Below are 19,783 nucleotides of genomic sequence, written 5' to 3'. Positions count from 1 at the left end.
CCAGTATCCGCGCCCGTGTCCGTATCCATGCCCACGTCGGTGTCCGGGCCCGTGTCCGTGTCCTCGCACGTGTCACAGCACACGTCCTCGCACACCGCCGCACCCCGCTCGGAGCACACCCCCGCGCACGTCCCCGTCGTTCCCGCGCCGGCCGCGGCGTTCCCGGAACCAGCTCCCGCCCTCAGGGTCCTCGTCGCGGACGACAACCCCGTCGTACGCGCCGGGCTCACCGTGCTGCTGGGCACTCGCGACGACATCCAGGTCGTCGCCGAGGCCCGCGACGGCCGCGAGGCCCTCTACGCCGCCCAGCAGCACCGTCCCGACGTGATCCTCCTCGACGTCCGCATGCCGGGTGTCGACGGCATCGCCGTCCTGCCGTACCTCGTCCGGCTCGCCCCGGTGATGATGCTGACCTACAGCCGCGAGAACGAGATCGTCCAGGAGGCCCTCCGCCTGGGCGCCGGCGGCTACCTCGTCCACGGCGAGTTCACCCCGGACCAGCTCGTCCGCGCCGTCCGCGACATCCAGGAGGGCCGCCCCCACCTGACGTCCTCCGCCCAGAGCGCCCTCCTCGCCCATGTGCGGGGCCAGGCCATTCCGTATGCACACGGTGACGCGACCCCTCCGGCGATGGACTGGAAGCCCAACTCCTCGCTTGTTGCGGGGCCACCTGTCTTGGATTCGCCGCAACCTCGGCAAAGCGCTTCGCACATGCAATCGCTTGTGGCACAGTCTTCCAAGCGGCACGAGTTGCGGGACGGATTCAAGCTGAGTTCGAGGGAGGCGGAGGTCATGGATCTCATCGCCTCCGGCATGAACAATCAGCAGATCGCCGCAACCTGCTTCATCAGCGAGAAGACCGTCAAGAATCACATCAACCGCATCTTCGCCAAACTCCACAGCACCAGCCGCAGCGAGGCCATAGCGGTCTGGCTCGGCATCTCCGGACGGGGGACCACCGGCCATGCCTGACCCTCAGCCCCAACTCCCCCTTTGGGCCCGCCTTTGGGCCCACGGACCCTCCGCCGAGCCCCGCCCCTCCGCCTACCGTTCGCGTGTCGCAAGCGTCCGTCACACTGACCGGCCACTCGGAGGGGACCACCGTGTCGAAGATCCGTACATGGAGGAACACCGTCACCACCCGCATGCGCGGCACTTACGCGGACGAGGGCGCGGGCTTCGTGGAGTACGCGGGCCTGCTGGTGCTGATCGCGGCAATCGTGACGGCGGTCGTGGGACTGGGGCTGGATACGACGATCTCGAACGCGATCGACACGGCTGTGGCGACTATCACTGGCGGCTAACCTTCGCGCGATCGCGGAGTGACAAAGGGCAGACGATCCCCCTCTACGTGTGGTTGGTGGGGACGCTGCTCTTTGTTGCGTTTGTGTTCTTCGTATTCGCCAAGGCGGCTGTTGCGCGGAGTGGAGCCCAGGCGGCAGCCGATGCCGCGGCCCTGGCTGCGGCTCAAGAGGTGCGGGGCGAACTGGTCGACGGCCTCGGCGGGGCGATCGGTAATGACGACGACTGGCTGAACTGGCTGGCGGGCGAAGGACCAGGCGCAGACGGCGTCGCTGCAGCGACGGACTTGGCTGCGGCGAACGACGCCACCCTGGAAGGGCTCACGCCAGGCTCAGTGGGAGGGTTTCCGTCCTTCAAGGCCTCCATCGTGACCAATTACACGGTCGGTGAATCCCTCATACCCGGTACTGAGAACACGCAGGCGCACGCCAGCGCTACCGCTGTGATCGAGCCTCGATGTGCGCCCGAGCCGGGAATCGACCCTATCGAAACAGTCGCTTTCGAATGTGGTAGCGACGGGAATTTCGAGCTCGACCCCGAGGATTTTGTCTTGGAAGATCTTCCTGACGCGTCCGTGCTGTTCTCTGTGTACTTGGCCGAATGACGAGCGAGCGAAGAGATAAGGAACGACGACCGATGAGCGTGCGGCATACCTTGAAGGCCCGCAGGGCACTGACCGCAGTGGCGATCACAACCGGCTTGGCCCTCGCGGTGGCTGGATGCGGTGGAGAAGACGACGACAAACCCGAGGCGGCTTCTTCGTCCTCTCCGGCTACGGACGGGGGAAAGAATAAGGAGGATGAGAGCAGTCCTGAAGCGCCCGTGCAGGACCAAGTTCTGGCTGAGGTGACCGGCGGTGAAGGCGTCACTCTGACCATCAGATCTGCGGTGCGGGATGCGGGCGGATTTTTGACGGTCACTGGCAAGGTTAAGAACGGTGGCTCCGGTAGATGGGTTGCCACGGAGTGGCGGGGCGACGAGAAGGAGTTGCAGCGCAATGCGGCGTCGATGGCTGGCGCTGCCGTCGTGGACAAGTCCGGGAAGAAGAAGTATCTCGTCCTGCGTGACACTGAGGGGCGTTGTCTCTGTGCGACTTTCACACCTTTCAAGGCTGGTGAAGAAAAGACCTGGTACGCCCAGTTCCCCGCACCCCCCGAGTCGACCACGTCCGTCGACTTCACCATCGCCGACATGCCACCCGCCACGATCGAGATCTCCGGGGGCGAGTGACCCATGACCCCCCACACCCCACACAGGCCCGCCGCGGCCGTCGGCCTCGCGCTCGTCGTTCTCGTGAGCGGGGTGCTCGCCGCGCCCGCGTACGCGGATGACGGACCGAGCGCGCCACCCGGGTCGACGACCAGTCAGCCGCCGCCCGAGGTCGACGCCAACGCGCCCGGACTGAAACTCGCGGACGGTGCGACGCTCGCCGACGCGCGGGTGCTGGACATCAAGTCCGTCGTTGAGGACCTCGGGGGCGAGGAGCGGCGTGAGGACACGAACACGGACATCAAGTTCGCGCTCCAGGCGGAGGTGCTGTTCCCCAAGGACAGCTCGAAGCTCAATGCCGAGGCGAACTCCCGGATCAAGGCCATCGCGGAGGAGATCGAGGCGTCCGGCGCCACCAAGGTGCGGGTGTTCGGGTTCACGGACAACCTCGGGTCGTACGAGCACGGCAAGAAGCTGTCGAAGTTCCGGGCCGACGCCGTTCACCGGCAGCTGATGAAGGACTTGGACTCCTCGGCGATCACATTCGAGATCCGGGGCTACAGCGAGGACTACCCGATCGCCGACAACGGCACCGAGGAGGGCCGGCGGAAGAACCGCCGCGTCGAGGTGTCCTTCCCGCGTGGAGAGGCATCCCAGTCCGGGAACCAGAGCTGAACGCATGTAGGGTCTCAAAACTCGCTGCATAATCTCAGCAAGAACTGCACGGCGGCGGCACTTATGCCGCCGCCGTGAGACTCGCAGGTCGGAGCGTCACCCATTCGGGCGGCGATACCAGTGATCCATCCCGCCCGCGTTTGCTGCACTGGCACCGTGGCTGCACAGGAAGTTGATGTGTGGCTGGGGGTGTGTGGTGGGGGAATTCGCTGCGTCTGTGAGTGTCCGCCCCGAGGGGCATGCGGCGATGGAGGACCGGGCCTGGAGCGAGGTGTCCGTCGAGCTTTTGGCATCGGCGGCGCCTTGGCGAACATTCCGCTGGTTCAAGGGGCAGAAGCACTACTCGGGTATCTACTGGTCGGCGACGACGAACGACCACGTGATCTACGAGTCGCGGCTGGAGTTGGCGCGTCTCCTCTTCGCCGATTTCGATCCTTCCGTACGCCACATCGTGGCCCAGCCGTTCTTGCTGAGAGCGGATCTGGAGGGGAAGGTGCGCAAGCACATTCCTGACTACTTGCTGATCACCGGGCAGGGGCCCGTAGCGGTGGACGTCAAGCCGCTGCACCGCGTCTCCAGCTCGTCCGGGAGTGGACCGCGACGGTGTATCACTGCCGGCCGCATGCGGGGCTGGTCGATCCCGGAGTGCCGGGGCTGCGGCTGTCGCCTGCCGCGATGTTCGAGCACGGCATGGCCAGGGCCGGGTACATCGAAGTGCCCCGGGACAGGGAACTGGCCTTCGAGTTCCTGCGGACCGAGTGGCGCACGATTCAGAACTACGGCGTCGAGATCGGCCGGCGTCGCTACAACGGGCCCGCGCTCAATCCGTACCGCAATGCCAAGAGCCCTCACCGGGGCCCGGCCGAGGGCAGTTGGCCCTTCCAGGTGGACCCTGACGACATCACCCGGATCTACTTCCGTGATCCGGCCGATCGCCGCTGGCACCCGCTGCTCTGGGAGCACGCGCCGTCGGCCGATATGCCACTGAGCGAGGACGCGCTGGCCTTCGCCCGGAAGCTGGCGGCGGCGAAGTACCGCTACCCCGATGACCGGCTGGCCGTCGCCGATCTGCTGGAGCGCTGGAACCTCGGCCTGGGAACCTCGATCGTCGAGCGGCGAATGGCGCTGCGGCTGTCGCGGGAACAGGCCGGCATCGAGCTGCCGGAGACCGGAAGCGAGACGGAACCGGTCGCCTCACTGCCCTCCGTACGCAAGGCACTGGGCCAGGAGGAGGGACTGTCGGAGCCAGCCGGAGCGGAGCCGGAACCGGAGGACGTGCCCGAAGCCGGCTACGACGACGATGCCGATCTGGATGACCTGACCGACGAGGACGACTTCTACGCCGACGCACTGGAGGACGTGTGAGCCGTTTTGCCGGACTGTCGAACCTGGGCAACTTGGCTCTGTCGAAGAAGGAGGACTTCAAGGCGTTCGCCGACGCGCCCCGGCGACAGCAGCCCGAGGTGTTGACCCGGAAGCAACTCAAGGAGCTCGGCGTGCAGGCGCGGGCGGAGTACGACCGGTCGCGACGGGAATGGCATGCCAACCTCGGGCCGATCAAGACCCCGCAGCTGGTCGAGCTGCACGAGGACCTGTGGGACATCACCGACAGCAACTTGCAGGACGGCGACAAGGCCAAGGGGGCCGTGGCCGTCGATGCCTTTCCCGGGCTGGGCAGGACCACGTCAGTTTTGGCCTTCCTGCGCGAGTTCCACCGCAGAGAGATCGCCGAGAAGGGCGAGTTCACCGACCAGGGCCACGCGAGCGGTGGCCGGTCTGCCGGGTCGGACTGACCGGCAACACCGGCATGAAGGACCTCAACCGGGCCATGCTGGAGTTCTTCGAGCATCCCGGACGGTCCCGGGGCACCACTGTCCAACTCGGCCGGCGGGCCCTGGACTGCATGTTGTCCTGCGAGGTCCGCGTGCTTGCCCTCGATGACCTGCACTTCCTGAAGTGGGGCAGAACGAGCGGCATCGAGGTCAGCAACCATCTGAAGTGGATCGCCAACGAGTTTCCCGTGACCCTGCTGATGGTCGGGGTCGGACTGGCCGACAAGGGCCTGTTCAGCGAGGGATCCGCAGCGGGGGACACCGCGCTGGCCCAGACCGGACGCCGTACGACCCGGCTGGACATGCGGCCCTTCACGATCACGAGCGAGGCCGGACGACGAGAGTGGAACCAGATGCTCCTGGCACTGGAACAGCGCATTGTCCTGGCGGACAAGTACCCCGGGATGCTCGCGCACGACCTGTCCGACTACCTCTTCTCCCGCAGCACCGGCCACATTGGCTCCCTCATGACACTGATCAACCGCGGCTGCCAGCGGGCAGTCCGCAGTAACAGCGAGCGCCTGGACAAGGACCTGCTCGACCGTGTGAAGAACGACGAGGCGTCCGAGAACGCCCGCCGCGAACTCGAAGCCGCCCTGGAAGCCCGTCGGCTGACCAGCCGCCCCCGATCACGCCAGTCCGCATGAGGACTGCTATCGGGACGTTTCCCATCAGGCTGAAGGCGCTACCGGGTGAGGCTCTCGATTCCTGGCTTGAGGCATTTGCGCACCGCCTGCACACGCCCCTCGGTGATGTCCTCAACGATCTCGGGCTGCTCGTGCTCGAAGACGGACTCGTGCCCGGCAGTAGCTCGACCGAGATGCTGACCAGGTGCCTCAGCCCTGTAATAGCCGCGTCCATCGCCCAGGCAACGGGCACGCCCGTCGCAGCCTTGCACGCGAAGACCCTGGCTCACTACGACCAGCGGGTCCTGGACCTCGACCCCCGCTCCGGCCTGCCCCAGAGCGCGACGCGCTGGGGGAAGAGCACCGGCTCACGTTTCTGCACGGACTGTCTGGCCGAGTCGGGTGGCCGCTGGCAGCTGGGCTGGTCATTCGCGTGCGTCAGGCACAATAGGCTGCTGGCCGATCACTGCCCGCAGTGCCGAAGCCGACAGCGAACGCGAGCTCTGGCCACCCGCGAGATCCCGCATCCTGGGCATTGCCCGAACGCCTCGTCAGCGGACGACACCGGCCCCGGCCGACGGCGCTGCGATGCCGATCTGGCCCAGGCGTCCACCCTGCTCCTCGACGCCGATCATCCCGTGCTGGACGCACAGCGGCTCGTTTACGCGATGACCGACTCCGGCACCGCAGCGTTCGGCGCCTACGCCGACCATCCGCACTCGGAGCCCTCGCTGACCTGCGAGCGCTCGTCGGGGAGATCCTCGTCCACGCTCCCCGCCAATCCCTGGCCGAACGCCTTCCCGCGGACCTCCCCATCAATTCCGATGAGTTGAACGCCCTTCTCACCCCGACCGACGTTGGCATTCAGTCCCTGGGGATGCAGACCCCGAAGAGTGCTGCCATGACAGCGGCCGGTGTCGTTCTTGCCGTGGACATCCTCAGCCGACCGGATATCCAGCGAGCCGGAACCTCCGGACGCTGGATCATCCAAGCCGAACGCGAGTCACGCCCATCTCCGGGCCGAAGCCTGCTCGCCCCCTGGGGCACCGGCACCACCGAAGCCCTCCGCGCGGTCCAGCTCGCGGCCATCGGTCCTCAGCTTCAGGCTGTCTACCAGCTTCGCTACCGCGTTCAGACCTTCCATCCAGGCACCCAGCCAGACCACATCCCCGTCCAGCGTCTCCGCTCACTCCCTGCCGCACTCTGGCCCGAACTCGCACTGCCCCTCGCACCGCCCGAACTCCACGACCACCGGATCTTGAGACCTGCCCTGTCCTGTCTCATCGGGCTCGTCGGCAACCGCCAGTCCAGCGACGTCATCGCCGAACGCTTGGGCCAAGCCACCACCGGATTCATGTCCTCCCGCATGCTCGGCCACCTGCGAGAACGCCAGCAGTGGCCAGACATCCAGGCCGCACTGATCCATATCGCGGACTACCTCGACGCCAGCCCCGCCCCGATCGACTACGAGCGGCGCCGCCGCCTCGACTACACCCTCCTGCTCCCCGACGGCCAATGGGTCGATATCGCCCGGCAATGCGACATCGTCCGCAGCACAGGCACCCTCGCCCGACTCTTCAGAAGCTATGTGTTCCTGCGTATCAGCGGCCTGCCCGCCCGAATGGCACCGTCCACCTGCACCCCCGAGAACAACTCCGCTCGCAGCCAACACGCCATGCGCTAACTCCGGTTGACCCCCGAGCTTCTCGCGCATCTCGACCACGCGGCCGAGGAATTCCGCTACCAGGAACGCTTCGACGAGATACATGAAGCCGTCTACCGATGGGACGTATGGGCAGCCGCCTACCTCATCGGCGGCGGCTGCTCGGACGACAGCTTCATGGACTTCCGCGCCGGTCTGATCGCGCTGGGCCGAGACTGGTACGAGAGGGCTGCGGCCTGCCCGGACAGTCTTGCTGAGCATCCTGCGGTGATCGCCGCCGCAGAGGCGTACGACGATGAAGCCGTGTTCTACGAGGACGTCAACTACGCAGCCAGCGACGCGTTCAAGCGCATCACCGGTGGCGAAGAGGACTTCTACGAGGCCTGGGACGAGTACGCAGCCTCGCATGACAGTTCCGGACAAGACGCCGAAGACATCGGCGAAGACTTCGACTTCGACGACCCAGATGAGATGCGACTCCGACTCCCGCGGCTCGCCGCCCTCTACCTCCGTGACACCGCACACTGAGCCGCAACCAAACAGTGAAGGATGCCATCGGAGGACGACGTGTCTGTGAGCATCCAGCCCCGGGGCATGCGTGTTTCAGGCACTAGGTTCGTTTTGGTCAGCGGAGATTGCTTGCTTGTGCGACAGCGTGATGCGACGGCGGACCAGGTCGATGTCCAGGACCTTGACTGGCAGTGCGTCACCGACTTGGACGACCGCCTGTGGCTGGTCCGAGTGCCTCTCGCCCAGTTCGGAGTTGTGCACCAGCCCCTCGAAACCGTTCTCCATCTCTTCAGCGCGTACGAATACGCCGAACGGTACGAGCTTGGTGACGCGGCCGACGATGGTCTGGCCGATCTGCCCGGTCAGCAGCGGCATCGGATCTTCGTGCAGGGCCTTGAGCGACAGTGACACGCGTTCGCGGATCGGGTCGACGTCGAGGATTTCGGCGGTGATCTCCTGACCGACGGCAACGACGTCGGAGGGGTGGTTGATGGGACGCCAAGACAGCTCAGGGATATTGATCATCGCTTGGAAGCCGCCGATGTCCACGAAGGTGACGCCGAAGCTGGCGATCTGGGTCACGGAGCCGGTGACGATCTCGCCTCGGTGAAGGGTCTTGAGGAAGGCCCAGTTCCGGTCGCTCGGCGTCGGCTCGGTCTGCCAGCGGGCCCGTACTACTCCGTCGCTGTCAGGCATGACGGCGGTGAACAGAGGCAGACGTTCATCGGCATACATGGACAGGAGCGCCGCAGCGCTGGCACCGGAGATCCTCTTGGCCAGTTCCGGGAAATCGTCTTCGTCAGCGATGGCACTACGGAGCTGGCCGTCCTTGTCCTGCCAGACACATTCGACGAGCCCTTCGGCGGGGAGAGCGCCGAGGACCGCGTCTATGTCGGAGGACAGGTCCGGCCAGACGGCCAGACGCGCGCGGGGAGCGATACTGGCGCGAACCGTATCGATGGAGTCGCGCGTGAGGCGGTGCCACCGTGAGGCGCCTTCGAGGTATGTCTCTTCCAGGAGCCCGGCGCGGCATGCAGCGACTGCCCAGCGCAGACCGGCCCAGAATTCGTCGTCACCGGGCCGCTGGACATCGGCGTCATCGGTCTCTATCTCGTACGGAGAGGAGGCCTGGCGCTCCGGGAACAGCCCCAGCGCGCGAGTTCGGGCCAGTGCCTCCTCGCAGGGCCGGATACTGCTGATGTAGAGATACTGGTCCCATCCCACATGGACCGCGAACGTGCCTGCCGCCTCCAGCCGGCACCAGGCGCCGTTGTCGCGCAACATGGCACGCACCAGTTCCAGCCCGGTTACGAGCGATACCTTAGCCCCGTCGTGAAATCCGGTCGGGCCGGCGGGGAAGAGCCCGTCCAGCCCAAACCCGTCCACCGGAGGCTTTGCGCCGAAGTGCGCGAAGGACGGGACGTGGGGTTCACGTACGGCCAGGTGATCGACGCCGGTGTCCCCGGCGAAGGCCGCGACCGCCTGAAGATAGGACGCCTCGACCTTGCCGTGATCGCTGACGTTATCCTCACTGCCGGCGTAATGCCCGTGTTCGTCACGGTCAGCGGGGTCGTACTTGGTGACGCGGTAGACGTAGGGGAGCTGCACCGCCTCATCATCCAGCACGCCCGTGCCGCCCTGCGAGGAAATGTCATGGGAGGTGAGACAGAGGCGTAGGGCAACATCCTGAGACAGATCAGGAACCTGCTGGTCAGCGCAAGGCTCTATGACACGAGCCGCGAGATCCTACAACGCAGAAGGCGGGACGGGAGGGCCGGTGCCGGGGATGGCGCCGCCCTCCACAGCTCAGGCTCGCCCCACGGCGACACTTACAACAGGTGGTCCGCCTTACCGGCCTTGATGCCCTCGACCATGGCTCGGAGGGCGTCGCGGCTGTCCACGAGGAAACGATCCTCCTGCCCGGCGACGGCGATGTAGGCATTGCCTTCGATGTCAGTGCCGATGCGGAAGCAGTTGGAACTCTCCGCGCAGAATGGTTCTTCCCAGTCGACCTCGGCCATTGAAGGACTTCTAAAGACTGCGACTGAGGGCACGGATGAAGTCCCGCGATTGGGCGGGTGGCAAGGAACTGGTCTCCATCCAGTCCAAGTGGGACCGGTATTTGTCGAGTTGCGCCGGGGCATGGATGAAGACGGGACCGTGGGCCGAGTCCAGTTGCACAGTGTCGAGCTGAGGGACGGCTCCCTGCGCGTACAGCAGCGACTGCCCGGCACCGGGGAAGCCTCCTGCGCTGAAGGGGACGACCCGCACGTAGACGTTGTCCTGGCCGGCGATCTCCCAGAGGTGTTCCATCTGCCTCCGCATGATCTTTGTGCCGCCGAACTCGATACGCAGGGCAGCTTCGTGCACGTAGCCGGTGTACTTGATCGGATCGTCACGGTGAAGCACCTGCTGGCGCTGCATCCTGAAAGCTACGCGAAGTTCGACTTCGTGAGAGGACAGGGAGGGACGGGAGGCGGCACACACGCTCCGGGTGTAGCCGTCGGTCTGGAGCAGGCCGGGGACATGGAGGAAGGCTCCGGCGCGGACTGACCGGGCGTGCCACTCCAACTCGGTGATGTCGAGGAGTCCGGCGGGCAACTGACCGCGGAAGGTTTCCCACCAGCCACCGGATCTGCGGTTCGCCATGTCGGCGAGTGCGTCGATGTAGCGCTCGTCATCGCACGCGTAATTGCAGGCCGGAGTTCTCACCCGGGCAGGGGTGATGGCCCGGACCCCGGTCTCGATGTTGGAGATCTTCATGCGGTCGAGCCCCAGGAGCCCTGCATCGCATCGACGTGCCCGCCACGCGGGTATCGGCGCGACAAGCCACCGCTCGCCCGTGCGAGATCACCAAGACCATCACGACCCAGGGGAGTGCCATGTCCGGACTCGACGCTGACCCCTTCTCGGGCGGGCGGATCACTCAGTGCCCGCCTCCGCCGCCCGACCAGAGCGAGCCCTCTCCCGCGAACCTCGCCTACAGCCTCACCCTCCCCTCCGCCACAGCGACTCCAGCCGTCGCCCGTGCGACGGCGATGCTCGTGCCGGACGCGCACCGGCTTGGCGAACTCGCCGCGCCGGTCCTCACTCTGGTGGACGAACTGGCGTCGTGCGCCTGCTGGTTCACATCCGCAGGCGAGAGCATCTACCTCTCGCTCCGCAGCCGGGACGACGCACTCCGGCTGATCGTTTACGACGGCCACCCCCGGCACAGCCACCCGCGTCTCGCCGCCGCCTGCGACGAACGGCGGCGTTCGCACCTGCGTGGAGTGCCCCGCGTGGTGAAGGCGTGCCAGGGCGAGTGGGGCTTCGAGGGAGCAAGCGAGCCGGCTCGGGGTACCCGCTCGTGGGCGCTGGTGCCGCTCGCGGCGGCCCGGCTCCCGTGATGGCGGACCTGATTCGGAGCCCAGGGCCGGGTCTCGCGCAAAGGTTTCTGGGCTGCGTAAGGACTGCGTCTCAGGGGTGTGCCGCCGCTCGGGCAAGCGCTGCGCGGACGGCGGCCACCATGCGCTCCGGACGGCGGAGGGCATCGATCGCGGTGAACCGCAGGACGGTCCGTACTTCGTGGCAGCGGTTGAGTGCGTTGAACCGGTCGATGTCGTGACGGTGCGCCCCTCGGGTGCCGTGGTGGGCGTATCCCTCGATCTCCACCACGACGCCCTCCCTTCGGAACAGGAAGTCGGGGCGGAGGCGGCGCCCGTCGGGAGTCCGGAGTTCTGCCTGTGTCTCGGGGTACAGGTTCGCGTCGTGCAGGCGCAGGCGCGCGATCGTCTCGGCCGGGGAACCGCTCCTGGGATCGGCCAGTCGCAGGTACCGCTCACCGCGGGCTCTGCCCTTGCGCGTCCCTGCCGCCAGTACGGCGGCGATGTCCTCAGGGAGGGCGAGGCGGCCGCGCCTCGCGCCGGGCCTGTCCGGCAGCGGCCGCACGGAGAGTGCGGAGTCGACGGCCACCAGGGCCTGGTCCCTGGTGGCGGAGCGCAGCAGGTCGGCGAGGGTACGCGAGACCGTGGTGACCCGGATCGCTCCTGCGGACCGGATCTGCCCGGTGGGGAGCGGTGCCCGGTGCAGCTTTCCCTCGGGAAGGCGGATCCGGTCGGCCGGAGGGCCGGTGGACTCCAGCTCGTGAGGGGGGTCCTGCAGGACCTCGATGCCGTGCAGCCGGGCCGCCGTGAAGTGACTGGCGACCAACTGCGGATGGATCAACTGCTCCGCCCGTACGCGCAGCGCCAGATCGACCTCGCGCCCTGGTTCGGCCCACGCCCCGTGGCGTACATGCGTCCAGCCGAGCTGCTTGAGGCGCCTGACCATGTATCCGGACTGCCAACCGCACTCACATGCGCGTGCGCTCAGCAGGATTCCTCCGTGCGCAGTGGCGAGTCGGTCCAGTGGGACCCGTCCCTTCCTCATGCGGTCAAGATGCCGTCGCTCCGGGACCAGGCGCCGACCCTGTGGACAAGTGGGTCAGGCCTGTGGGCAACGAGGGCGGTAGCGGCGGATTCATGCCACCTGGGACTGGGCACGCCAAGGCGCGGTGTGGATGTCTCCGCATCGTTATCCGAAGCACCTCCCGCCACTCGAGCGTCCCGCCGTATGGTGCGTACCAATGCGGGTTCGCCTCTGCAAATACTCCGAGTAGGCGGACGGCTACACGTCCGCATTCGGCGCCGCGCAGTGGAGGGGATTGGGCGGGGCCGCACTCGTCCACGGCGGGGCCCAGCCCGAACCGCTCGCGGATGGGTCCCCGGCCGGGTCCGAGGGCTCAGGCGGCCGGGCCCTGGCCGGGCGTACGGTCACGGTGGTGACGGGCGCTCGCGGGCGGGCCGGGTGGCGTGCGCGAGCGCGGAGTGCCGGGTCCGGCCAGTGCCGGGTCCGTGTGCCTCCCACTCTCCCGTCCTCCGCTTCAGGCATCTGCGCGCAGGTGTACTCCGCGGCGTACACCCCACCTCGCCATCGCGCCCGCCTCCGCCTCCAGCACATGCCGGGCCCGAACCCGGGGCAGGCCCACCCGCCAGGGGTGCATCGTGCGGACCGCGAGAACCGTGAAGTCACGGTCCAGGTAGGCCACGTCCATCGGAAACCGCATCCCCAGCGTGTGCACTGCACTTGCGGGGCTCAGCAGCAGAGCGCCCTCGATGCCGTCCCGGCCAAGGAGGCCGTGTGCGCGTGCCTGTGCAGTGTCGGCGATCTCCAGGGGCACGGGGGACACGGAGCCGGGGACGTGCAGCGCGGGCATGCGGCAGTTCTACCGGAGTTGTCGACCTGCGCGGCGGAGTCTTCTTGTGGCACCCGGAGCCCGGGGCCGGGGGCGGCGCGGTTTCCCCGACCCGGCCCCACCACAGCGCCGCGACAGCCCCACCACAACGCCGCCCCGCCCCGCGGAAACCGGGCTGCCTCCCGGCCCGCCGCGACGTGCCCTGCGGGCGCGTTTGGGTCCCTGGGCCCATGACCCCTCGCGGTCGGCTCCGTAGGCTCGGGCCGTGCTGCTGCTCCTGGTCGCCCTCGCCGCAGGCTTCGGTGCCGCCGCCGGGCTGCTCGTGCCACGGCCGGCGTACCGGCTGTCGGTCGAGTCCGGCACTCCCTGGCGTACCGCCTGCCCGTCGGGCCATCCGCTGCGGACCGGGCCGGGCGGCTGGCTGGGGGCCGCCCGCTGCGCGGCCTGCGCGGCGGTGACCGTTCCCGGCCCGCGGGCCGCCGCCGCCCCGCCGGAGTCCGCCCCGCTCCCCGGGGCCGTCTCCGGCGGGCCCGCCTACGGGCCGCACGCCGTCCCCCTCGCCGTCACCGGCGCCCTCGCCGCCGCCGCGCTGGCCTGCGCCGTCGGGCCGCGGCCCGAACTCGGGGTATGGCTGCTCCTCGTGCCCGCCGGGATCCTGCTTGCGGTCGTCGACCGCGCCGTGCACCGGCTGCCGGACGTGCTGACCCTGCCGCTCGCGGCCGTCGCCCTGGGCCTGCTCGGCCTGGCGGCCGCACACCCGGAGGCCGCCGGCTCCTGGACCGGGGCGCTGCTGGGCGGGCTCGCGCTCGGCGGCGGCTACTTCGTGCTGTTCCTCGCCCATCCGAACGGCATGGGCTTCGGGGACGTCAAGCTGGCCGTGACGCTGGGCGTCGCCCTCGGGTGGTACGGCTGGGGCGTGCTCTTCACGGGCGCGTTCGCGGGGTTCCTGTACGGGGCGGTGTACGGGTTCGCCCTGCTCGTACGGGGGCGGGCGGGACGCCGGACGGCGATGCCGTTCGGCCCGTTCATGATCGCGGGAGCCTTCACCGGGCTGCTGCTCGGCGGAATGAGTACTTGACTGCTCCCCTTCCCTGAAGCTGCATGAAGGGGATTCCTGGCTCAGGCTGCCTCCGGGAGCGGCGCTCCAGGAGGTCTTGCGCCCTCGGCGCCAGCCGGGGTCAGACCCGCCCGGACGAACATCACGCGGGCGGAGTTCCTGTCCCTGTCCCGATGACGCGGCCAGTGGCGGGCGGGGCTTCGGTCGCGGCCGGGACGACGAACGACGCGTGCTTTCCCCGGCCCCACCGGGCGGTCCCGCGAGCTCTCCACGCCCCGAAGACCGGACACCGCGACACTCCGCCCCGCCGTCAAGGGAAGCGCGAGTCTCCCCCGCAAGCGGGAGGTACCCCCGCCCCGGCGTGAACGCCGGGGCATCTTCGCAAGAACCAGGTGACTCGCCGTGCAACAGGCGCGCATCATCCCTCACGAAGGGTTATGGTGGAAGCCCCCCCTCGGGCCGGTCCGTATCCCCCCCACGGACCGGCCCGTTTTCCGTTCGCTCCGGTACGAGGCGGCACGCACCCGGTGCCCGGCCCTTGCTGCCGCTACGACGGATACGCTCCCGGACGACCCGGGCAGCCGCCCCGGACACGGCCCGGGCACCCCGGCACCCCTTCGGTTCCTCGGTCCTCCGCTCCGGTCCTGCCCCGCCGCCTCAGCCGCGGCCCGCCCAGATGTTCGTGCCGGCCGTGTCGACGGCGAAGGTGTCGATCTCCTTCAGCTCCTCCTCCGTGAGCCCCGGCGCCGCGAGCGCCGCCACGTTCTCCTCGACCTGCGCGACGCTCGACGCGCCGATCAGCGCCGAGGTCATCCGACCGTCGCGCAGCACCCAGTTCAATGCCAGCTGCGCCAAGGACTGCCCGCGCCGCCGCGCGATCCCGTCGAGCCCCCGCAGCCGGCGCAGCACCTCGTCGGAGAGCAGGCCGGGGTCGAGGGACTTGCCCTGGGCGGCCCGTGATTCCGCCGGGATGCCGCCGAGGTACTTGCCGGTCAGCAGCCCCTGGGCGAGCGGCACGAAGGAGATGCAGCCCATCCCCTCCCGCTCCAGGGTGTCGAGGAGCCCGTCGTCCTCGATCCAGCGGTTGATCATCGAGTAGGAGGGCTGGTGGATCAGGGCGGGCACGCCCATCTCCCTCAGCAGCCCGGCGGCCTGCGCGGTCTGCTCGCTGCTGTACGAGGACACGCCGGCGTACAGCGCCTTGCCCTGCTGGACCGCGGAAGCGAGCGCCCCCATGGTCTCCTCCAGCGGGGTGTGCGGGTCGAAGCGGTGCGAGTAGAAGATGTCGACGTAGTCCAGGCCCATCCGCCGCAGCGAGGCGTCGAGCGAGGACATCAGGTACTTGCGGGAGCCCCATTCGCCGTACGGACCGGGGTGCATCATGTAGCCGGCCTTGGTGGAGATCACCAGTTCGTCCCGGTACGGCGCGAAGTCCTGCGCGAGCAGCTTGCCGAAGTTGAGCTCGGCGGAGCCGGCCGGCGGTCCGTAGTTGTTGGCGAGGTCGAAGTGGGTGACGCCGAGGTCGAAGGCGCGCCGCAGGATGGCCCGCTGGGAGGCCAGCGAGCGGTCGTCGCCGAAGTTGTGCCACAGACCGAGGGAGATGGCGGGCAGCTTCAGTCCGCTGCGCCCGGTGCGCCGGTACTCCATCGACTCGTAGCGCTCTTCGGCCGCGCGGTAGCGGAGGGGAAGGGAGTCGTTCACGCCTCCTAGCCCTATCACGGACCCGTGCGGCGCTATCACGGACTTGTGACAGACCGGGTTGGGCCGCCGTGACCCGTGCGCAGTAATGTGACGCATTCGGGGGCCGGGGACGCACAGGACTGCGACCTCCGGGAATTCACAGCACGGAGGGGCTGAACCACAGTGAACCTGCGCGACCTGGTGTACGGGCTCTACGCACGCCGGGTGGAAGGCCGCCTCGACCACGCCAGGGTGCCCAAGCACATCGGCGTGATCATGGACGGCAACCGGCGCTGGGCGAAGGCGTCCGGCAGCACGGCCGCCCACGGGCACCGTGCCGGGGCCGACAAGATCGAGGAGTTCCTCGGCTGGTGCAGCGAGACCGATGTCGAGGTCGTCACCCTCTGGCTGCTGTCCACCGACAACTTCGACCGGCCGCAGGAAGAACTGGTCCCGCTGCTCGAGATCATCGAGGGCGTGGTGCGCTCCCTGGCCGCGGACGGCCGCTGGCGCGTCCACCACGTCGGGACCCCCGACATCCTGCCCGCCCCGATGCAGAGGGCGCTGAAGGAGGCCGAGGAGGCCACCCGTGAGGTGCGGGGGATAACGGTCAACGTGGCGGTCGGCTACGGCGGCCGGCAGGAGATCGCCGACGCCGTCCGCTCCATGCTGCTCGACCACGCCGAGAAGGGCACCAGCCTCCAGGAGCTGGCGGAGACCGTCGACACCGACATGATCGGCCGCCACCTCTACACCAGCGACCAGCCCGACCCGGACCTCGTCATCCGCACCAGCGGCGAGCAGCGGCTGTCCGGGTTCATGCTCTGGCAGACCGCCCATTCGGAGTACTACTTCTGCGAGGTCTTCTGGCCCGCCTTCCGCAAGGTGGACTTCCTGCGGGCGCTGCGGGACTACGCCGCCCGGCACCGCCGCTACGGAGCGTAAATCCCGGTCAGCGAGCCGCTGGTCATGAAGTGTTAACGAACGTGCCGTCATATGCCATGGCATGGCTGCGCACGTTCGAGGGAATATCCCTCTCAGGTCGACATCCGCCACCGCGGATGTCGTAAAGCGGACGGCATGGGGCCGTCCGCCCGGGAGGCCCTTTGCACCAGGACGACCGTGTGGTCCGCAGGGACGAACTCACGGACGAAGCGGAGGGCCGGTGTTCGGCCCGCGCACGGGTGACCGAACCCGGTCCCTTTCCCTTGGGTATGCCCGCGACCGATGTCGCACCCCGACCTCATCCGAGGGGGTACGTCCTTCCGTGGTGACCAGCACGAAGCGCCGCCTGTCCGACCGGCGCACCTATGTACTCGACACCAGCGTCCTGCTGGCCGACCCCAACGCCATGAACCGCTTCGACGAGCACGAGGTCGTGCTGCCGGTCGTCGTGGTCACGGAGCTGGAGGCCAAGCGGCACCATCCCGAACTGGGGTACTTCGCCCGGCAGGCGCTGCGCCTGCTGGACGACTACCGGGTCAGGTTCGGCCGTCTGGACGCCCCCATCCCGATCGGGGACCTCGGCGGAACGCTCCGCGTCGAGCTCAACCACTCCGACACCGGTGTGCTTCCGACCGGTTTCCGATTGGGGGACAACGACTCGCGGATCCTCGCCGTGGCGCGCAACCTGCAGGCCGAGGGATACGACGTCACGGTCGTCTCGAAGGATCTGCCGCTGCGTGTCAAGGCGTCGTCCATCGGCCTGCTCGCCGAGGAGTACCGCGCGGAACTCGCCATCACCGACTCCGGCTGGACCGGAATGTCGGAACTGGCGATCTCCGCCGACCAGGTGGACCTCCTCTTCTCCGAGGAGTCCCTGTACATTCCCGAGGCGGCAGGCCTGCCCGTGCACACCGGTCTGGTACTCCAGTCGGAGCGGGGCAAGGCACTCGGCCGGGTGACGCCCGAGGGCAATGTGCGGCTGGTGCGCGGCGACCGGGACGTCTTCGGGATCCACGGCCGCAGCGCCGAGCAGCGCATCGCGCTGGATCTGCTGCTCGACCCGGACATCGGGATCGTGTCGATGGGCGGCCGGGCCGGCACAGGCAAGTCGGCGCTGGCGCTGTGCGCCGGTCTGGAGGCCGTGCTCGAACGCAGGCAGCACCAGAAGGTGATGGTGTTCCGCCCGCTGTACGCGGTGGGCGGCCAGGAACTGGGCTACCTGCCGGGTACCGAGGCCGAGAAGATGAGCCCCTGGGCGCAGGCGGTGTTCGACACGCTGTCCGCGGTGACCAGCAAGGAGGTCATCGAGGAGGTGGTGGGCCGCGGCATGCTGGAGGTCCTCCCGCTCACCCACATCCGCGGCCGTTCGCTGCACGACGCGTTCGTCATCGTGGACGAGGCCCAGTCGCTGGAGCGGAACGTCCTGCTGACGGTGCTCTCCCGGATCGGGGCCAACTCCCGGGTCGTACTCACCCATGACGTGGCACAACGGGACAATCTGCGCGTCGGGCGGTATGACGGAGTGGTCGCCGTGGTCGAGAAACTGAAGGGGCATCCGCTGTTCGCGCATGTCACGCTGAACCGCTCGGAGCGGTCGCAGATCGCCGCACTGGTGACCGAAATGCTGGAGGACGGGCACATCTGACCCGTTGTGAGCGCATTGGCGCCGCGTGGCCGAGCGAGAGAGCTTAGCCGCGCGGCGCTTCGCTGGCCCCTGCAATCCTCAAAACTCCTGGACTCGGGGGCGTGTGAGCTTTCCCACGCAACCGGGAATTGCCTTGCGGTGTCACGATCCGGCAGAGTCTGGGTTTCGTCAGGCCCCGCATACGGCACAGCAGTACCAGCAGTACCCCGTGGCACCACGGGGACCCAGAACTTCATAGCGAGCGCCGTATGCCGCCCGAGAGCACCACGCGGCACTCCCCTGTGGGGGGTTGCCCACCGGGCCCGTGCCTCCCGTGACCTGTCAGCAAGCGGAGGCCAGCGCCAGGGGCACGATTTCGCCCGCGAGGTCACCCATGAAGCGGGCGATGCTGGAAGGAAACCGTGTGAGCCGGATTTCGGTCCGGGGATTCGCCGTGGCATCCGCCACCGCGGTCACCACCGTCGGAGCCGTCGTCGGTGTTGCCTCCGGCAACGCCGTGCAGTCGTCCACGGACGACTTCGACGCGGCCGCCGCCGATGCGACGCTCCTCGCCGACATACCCGCGGGCCAGCAGGCCCAGGTCCAGGTCAGCTCGCTGGCCCAGCAGGCCGACGCCCAGGCCATCGCCGCCGATGCCGCCGCCAAGAAGTCCGCCGAGGAGGCCGCTCGCAGGCAGGCCGCCAAGGACGCGGCGGCCAAGAAGGAGGCCGCGGAGAAGAAGGCCGAGGCCGAGAAGCTCGCCAAGGAGCGCGAGGAGGCCGAGAAGGAGGCCGCCAGCCGCTCCGAGGTGCGTTCCGCCTCCGACATCGCGGTCCAGAGCTCGTACACCGTCGCCGAGGTCCAGGCCATCGCCCGCCAGATGGTCCCGGCCGACCAGTTCCAGTGCTTCAGCAACATCGTGAACCACGAGTCGACCTGGAACTACAGGGCCGTCAACCCCTCCTCGGGTGCCTACGGCCTCGTGCAGGCGCTCCCGGGCTCCAAGATGGCCACCGCCGGCGCCGACTGGCAGACCAACCCGGCCACGCAGATCAAGTGGGGTCTGAACTACATGAACGACCGTTACGGCAGCCCCTGCGGCGCCTGGTCGTTCTGGCAGGCCAACAACTGGTACTAGGACGCTGGTACCGGGCCCTCGGGCCCCCGTACGTTCTTCGAGCCCCCGGCCTCAACCGGCCGGGGGCTCGTTACGTCTTTCCCGGGCGGGGCAGGGGTAACGTCGTCCGGGACCAGGTGGGGCCGTGGGGGGTAGAGGGAAAACAATGTCCAGATTGCCGAGATGGGTCGGAGGGCTGGGCTCCGGCCTGACCCGTCTGGCCGATCGCCTTGAGAAGCGGTGGGCCGAGGGCCGGGAGGCGGAGTTCGGCGAGCCGGAGCCCGACGACTACCCGGCGGAGGAGGGACGGGAGGCCCCCCTCCGGGAC

The 19,783-nt window shown here is 68.3% G+C and carries 22 protein-coding genes and 2 pseudogenes; 17 read left to right on the top strand and 7 right to left on the bottom strand.

Annotated features, from left to right (window positions below):
- Positions 1–27: 27 nt before the first annotated feature.
- From GUY61_RS17340 to GUY61_RS17290, 12 genes and pseudogenes are all read left to right on the top strand, one after another.
- Positions 28–972, top strand: coding sequence for a response regulator transcription factor (locus GUY61_RS17340; RefSeq protein ID WP_166631084.1), 945 nt, complete (start codon positions 28–30; stop codon positions 970–972).
- A gap of 83 nt (positions 973–1,055) precedes the next feature.
- Positions 1,056–1,304, top strand: coding sequence for a hypothetical protein (locus tag GUY61_RS17335; RefSeq protein WP_166631066.1), 249 nt, complete (start codon positions 1,056–1,058; stop codon positions 1,302–1,304).
- Between the two features lie 35 nt (positions 1,305–1,339).
- Entirely contained in the window at positions 1,340–1,906 is a 567-nt protein-coding gene (locus tag GUY61_RS17330; protein WP_166631083.1) for a pilus assembly protein TadG-related protein, read from the top strand.
- Positions 1,903–2,532 carry a hypothetical protein gene (locus GUY61_RS17325; protein ID WP_313896710.1) on the top strand — a complete coding sequence of 210 codons (630 nt, stop codon included), beginning with the start codon at positions 1,903–1,905 and terminating at the stop codon, positions 2,530–2,532. The genes GUY61_RS17330 and GUY61_RS17325 overlap by 4 nt, the downstream gene beginning before the upstream one ends.
- A gap of 3 nt (positions 2,533–2,535) precedes the next feature.
- Positions 2,536–3,186, top strand: coding sequence for an OmpA family protein (locus GUY61_RS17320; protein WP_166631080.1), 651 nt, complete (start codon positions 2,536–2,538; stop codon positions 3,184–3,186).
- Between the two features lie 175 nt (positions 3,187–3,361).
- A pseudogene (locus tag GUY61_RS17315) lies at positions 3,362–3,760 on the top strand (TnsA-like heteromeric transposase endonuclease subunit); the annotation flags it as partial.
- 101 nt (positions 3,761–3,861) lie between these two features.
- A complete protein-coding gene (locus tag GUY61_RS17310) occupies positions 3,862–4,551 on the top strand; it encodes a Mu transposase C-terminal domain-containing protein (RefSeq protein ID WP_313896709.1) in 690 nt (229 codons plus the stop codon).
- Positions 4,548–4,979, top strand: coding sequence for a hypothetical protein (locus GUY61_RS40260; RefSeq protein ID WP_243766525.1), 432 nt, complete (start codon positions 4,548–4,550; stop codon positions 4,977–4,979). Before GUY61_RS17310 ends, GUY61_RS40260 begins: the two co-directional genes overlap by 4 nt.
- Before the next feature lie 14 nt (positions 4,980–4,993).
- Positions 4,994–5,665, top strand: coding sequence for a TniB family NTP-binding protein (locus GUY61_RS40255; RefSeq protein ID WP_243766524.1), 672 nt, complete (start codon positions 4,994–4,996; stop codon positions 5,663–5,665).
- Entirely contained in the window at positions 5,662–6,477 is an 816-nt protein-coding gene (locus tag GUY61_RS17300; RefSeq protein WP_166631079.1) for a TniQ family protein, read from the top strand. Before GUY61_RS40255 ends, GUY61_RS17300 begins: the two co-directional genes overlap by 4 nt.
- A complete protein-coding gene (locus GUY61_RS17295; RefSeq protein ID WP_166631078.1) occupies positions 6,474–7,328 on the top strand; it encodes a hypothetical protein in 855 nt (284 codons plus the stop codon). Before GUY61_RS17300 ends, GUY61_RS17295 begins: the two co-directional genes overlap by 4 nt.
- A gap of 6 nt (positions 7,329–7,334) precedes the next feature.
- Positions 7,335–7,835 carry a DUF4240 domain-containing protein gene (locus tag GUY61_RS17290; RefSeq protein ID WP_166631077.1) on the top strand — a complete coding sequence of 167 codons (501 nt, stop codon included), beginning with the start codon at positions 7,335–7,337 and terminating at the stop codon, positions 7,833–7,835.
- 75 nt (positions 7,836–7,910) lie between these two features.
- On the opposite strand, the gene GUY61_RS40250 is transcribed toward GUY61_RS17290, so the two are convergent.
- From GUY61_RS40250 to GUY61_RS17275, 3 genes are all read right to left on the bottom strand, one after another.
- Positions 7,911–9,443 carry a S1 RNA-binding domain-containing protein gene (locus GUY61_RS40250; protein ID WP_313896708.1) on the bottom strand — a complete coding sequence of 511 codons (1,533 nt, stop codon included), beginning with the start codon at positions 9,441–9,443 and terminating at the stop codon, positions 7,911–7,913.
- Positions 9,444–9,646: 203 nt separating this feature from the next.
- Positions 9,647–9,838, bottom strand: a complete 192-nt coding sequence (locus GUY61_RS17280; protein ID WP_166631076.1) for a hypothetical protein — start codon at positions 9,836–9,838, stop codon at positions 9,647–9,649.
- 10 nt (positions 9,839–9,848) lie between these two features.
- Positions 9,849–10,580 (bottom strand): DUF5753 domain-containing protein, encoded by a 732-nt coding sequence (locus GUY61_RS17275; protein WP_166631075.1) that lies wholly within the window; start codon positions 10,578–10,580, stop codon positions 9,849–9,851.
- A gap of 119 nt (positions 10,581–10,699) precedes the next feature.
- On the opposite strand from GUY61_RS17275, the gene GUY61_RS17270 reads away from it, so the two are divergent.
- The gene (locus GUY61_RS17270; RefSeq protein ID WP_166631074.1) at positions 10,700–11,206 is read left to right on the top strand and encodes an ATP-binding protein; all 507 of its coding nucleotides are present in this window, start codon (positions 10,700–10,702) and stop codon (positions 11,204–11,206) included.
- A gap of 70 nt (positions 11,207–11,276) precedes the next feature.
- Here the strand turns inward: GUY61_RS17270 and GUY61_RS17265 are convergent, their stop codons facing one another.
- Entirely contained in the window at positions 11,277–12,128 is an 852-nt protein-coding gene (locus tag GUY61_RS17265; protein ID WP_243766523.1) for a hypothetical protein, read from the bottom strand.
- 592 nt (positions 12,129–12,720) lie between these two features.
- Complete coding sequence (locus tag GUY61_RS17260) at positions 12,721–13,053, bottom strand: DUF192 domain-containing protein (protein ID WP_166631072.1); 333 nt, start codon at positions 13,051–13,053, stop codon at positions 12,721–12,723.
- Positions 13,054–13,297: 244 nt separating this feature from the next.
- On the opposite strand from GUY61_RS17260, the gene GUY61_RS17255 reads away from it, so the two are divergent.
- Complete coding sequence (locus tag GUY61_RS17255; RefSeq protein WP_166631071.1) at positions 13,298–14,110, top strand: prepilin peptidase; 813 nt, start codon at positions 13,298–13,300, stop codon at positions 14,108–14,110.
- 41 nt (positions 14,111–14,151) lie between these two features.
- Here the strand turns inward: GUY61_RS17255 and GUY61_RS40245 are convergent.
- Together GUY61_RS40245 and mgrA are read right to left on the bottom strand one after the other, a co-directional pair.
- Positions 14,152–14,256, bottom strand: a pseudogene (locus GUY61_RS40245) (RNA-guided endonuclease TnpB family protein); the annotation flags it as partial.
- A 490-nt stretch (positions 14,257–14,746) separates the two neighbouring features.
- Positions 14,747–15,790: an L-glyceraldehyde 3-phosphate reductase gene (gene mgrA, locus GUY61_RS17245; RefSeq protein ID WP_166631070.1), complete on the bottom strand. Its 1,044-nt coding sequence runs from the start codon at positions 15,788–15,790 to the stop codon at positions 14,747–14,749.
- A 162-nt stretch (positions 15,791–15,952) separates the two neighbouring features.
- On the opposite strand from mgrA, the gene GUY61_RS17240 reads away from it, so the two are divergent.
- The 3 genes from GUY61_RS17240 (at position 15,953) to GUY61_RS17230 (ending at position 19,476) form a co-directional block, all read left to right on the top strand.
- On the top strand, positions 15,953–16,714 hold the full coding sequence (locus GUY61_RS17240; RefSeq protein ID WP_166631069.1) for an isoprenyl transferase: 762 nt from the start codon (positions 15,953–15,955) through the stop codon (positions 16,712–16,714).
- Positions 16,715–17,036: 322 nt separating this feature from the next.
- Complete coding sequence (locus GUY61_RS17235) at positions 17,037–18,359, top strand: PhoH family protein (protein WP_166631068.1); 1,323 nt, start codon at positions 17,037–17,039, stop codon at positions 18,357–18,359.
- A gap of 403 nt (positions 18,360–18,762) precedes the next feature.
- The gene (locus tag GUY61_RS17230) at positions 18,763–19,476 is read left to right on the top strand and encodes a transglycosylase SLT domain-containing protein (protein WP_166631067.1); all 714 of its coding nucleotides are present in this window, start codon (positions 18,763–18,765) and stop codon (positions 19,474–19,476) included.
- Positions 19,477–19,783: the final 307 nt, after the last annotated feature.

The organism is Streptomyces sp. GC420, assembly GCF_009916105.1.
In the GTDB taxonomy this organism is placed as follows: domain Bacteria; phylum Actinomycetota; class Actinomycetes; order Streptomycetales; family Streptomycetaceae; genus Streptomyces.
Note: the sequence above shows the minus strand (reverse complement) of the source record. Positions and strands in the feature narration are given on the sequence as shown.

What these genes read in the sequence shown, in the direction of transcription:
- GUY61_RS17340 (WP_166631084.1), top strand. Translation starts at nt 28, where the DNA reads ATGCCCACGTCGGTGTCCGGGCCCGTGTCCGTGTCCTCGCACGTGTCA.
- GUY61_RS17325 (WP_313896710.1), top strand. Translation starts at nt 1,903, where the DNA reads ATGACGAGCGAGCGAAGAGATAAGGAACGACGACCGATGAGCGTGCGG.
- GUY61_RS17320 (WP_166631080.1), top strand. Translation starts at nt 2,536, where the DNA reads ATGACCCCCCACACCCCACACAGGCCCGCCGCGGCCGTCGGCCTCGCG.
- GUY61_RS17310 (WP_313896709.1), top strand. Translation starts at nt 3,862, where the DNA reads ATGTTCGAGCACGGCATGGCCAGGGCCGGGTACATCGAAGTGCCCCGG.
- GUY61_RS40255 (WP_243766524.1), top strand. Translation starts at nt 4,994, where the DNA reads ATGAAGGACCTCAACCGGGCCATGCTGGAGTTCTTCGAGCATCCCGGA.
- GUY61_RS17300 (WP_166631079.1), top strand. Translation starts at nt 5,662, where the DNA reads ATGAGGACTGCTATCGGGACGTTTCCCATCAGGCTGAAGGCGCTACCG.
- GUY61_RS17280 (WP_166631076.1), bottom strand. Translation starts at nt 9,838, where the DNA reads ATGGCCGAGGTCGACTGGGAAGAACCATTCTGCGCGGAGAGTTCCAAC.
- GUY61_RS17275 (WP_166631075.1), bottom strand. Translation starts at nt 10,580, where the DNA reads ATGAAGATCTCCAACATCGAGACCGGGGTCCGGGCCATCACCCCTGCC.
- GUY61_RS17270 (WP_166631074.1), top strand. Translation starts at nt 10,700, where the DNA reads ATGTCCGGACTCGACGCTGACCCCTTCTCGGGCGGGCGGATCACTCAG.
- GUY61_RS17265 (WP_243766523.1), bottom strand. Translation starts at nt 12,128, where the DNA reads ATGGTCAGGCGCCTCAAGCAGCTCGGCTGGACGCATGTACGCCACGGG.
- GUY61_RS17260 (WP_166631072.1), bottom strand. Translation starts at nt 13,053, where the DNA reads ATGCCCGCGCTGCACGTCCCCGGCTCCGTGTCCCCCGTGCCCCTGGAG.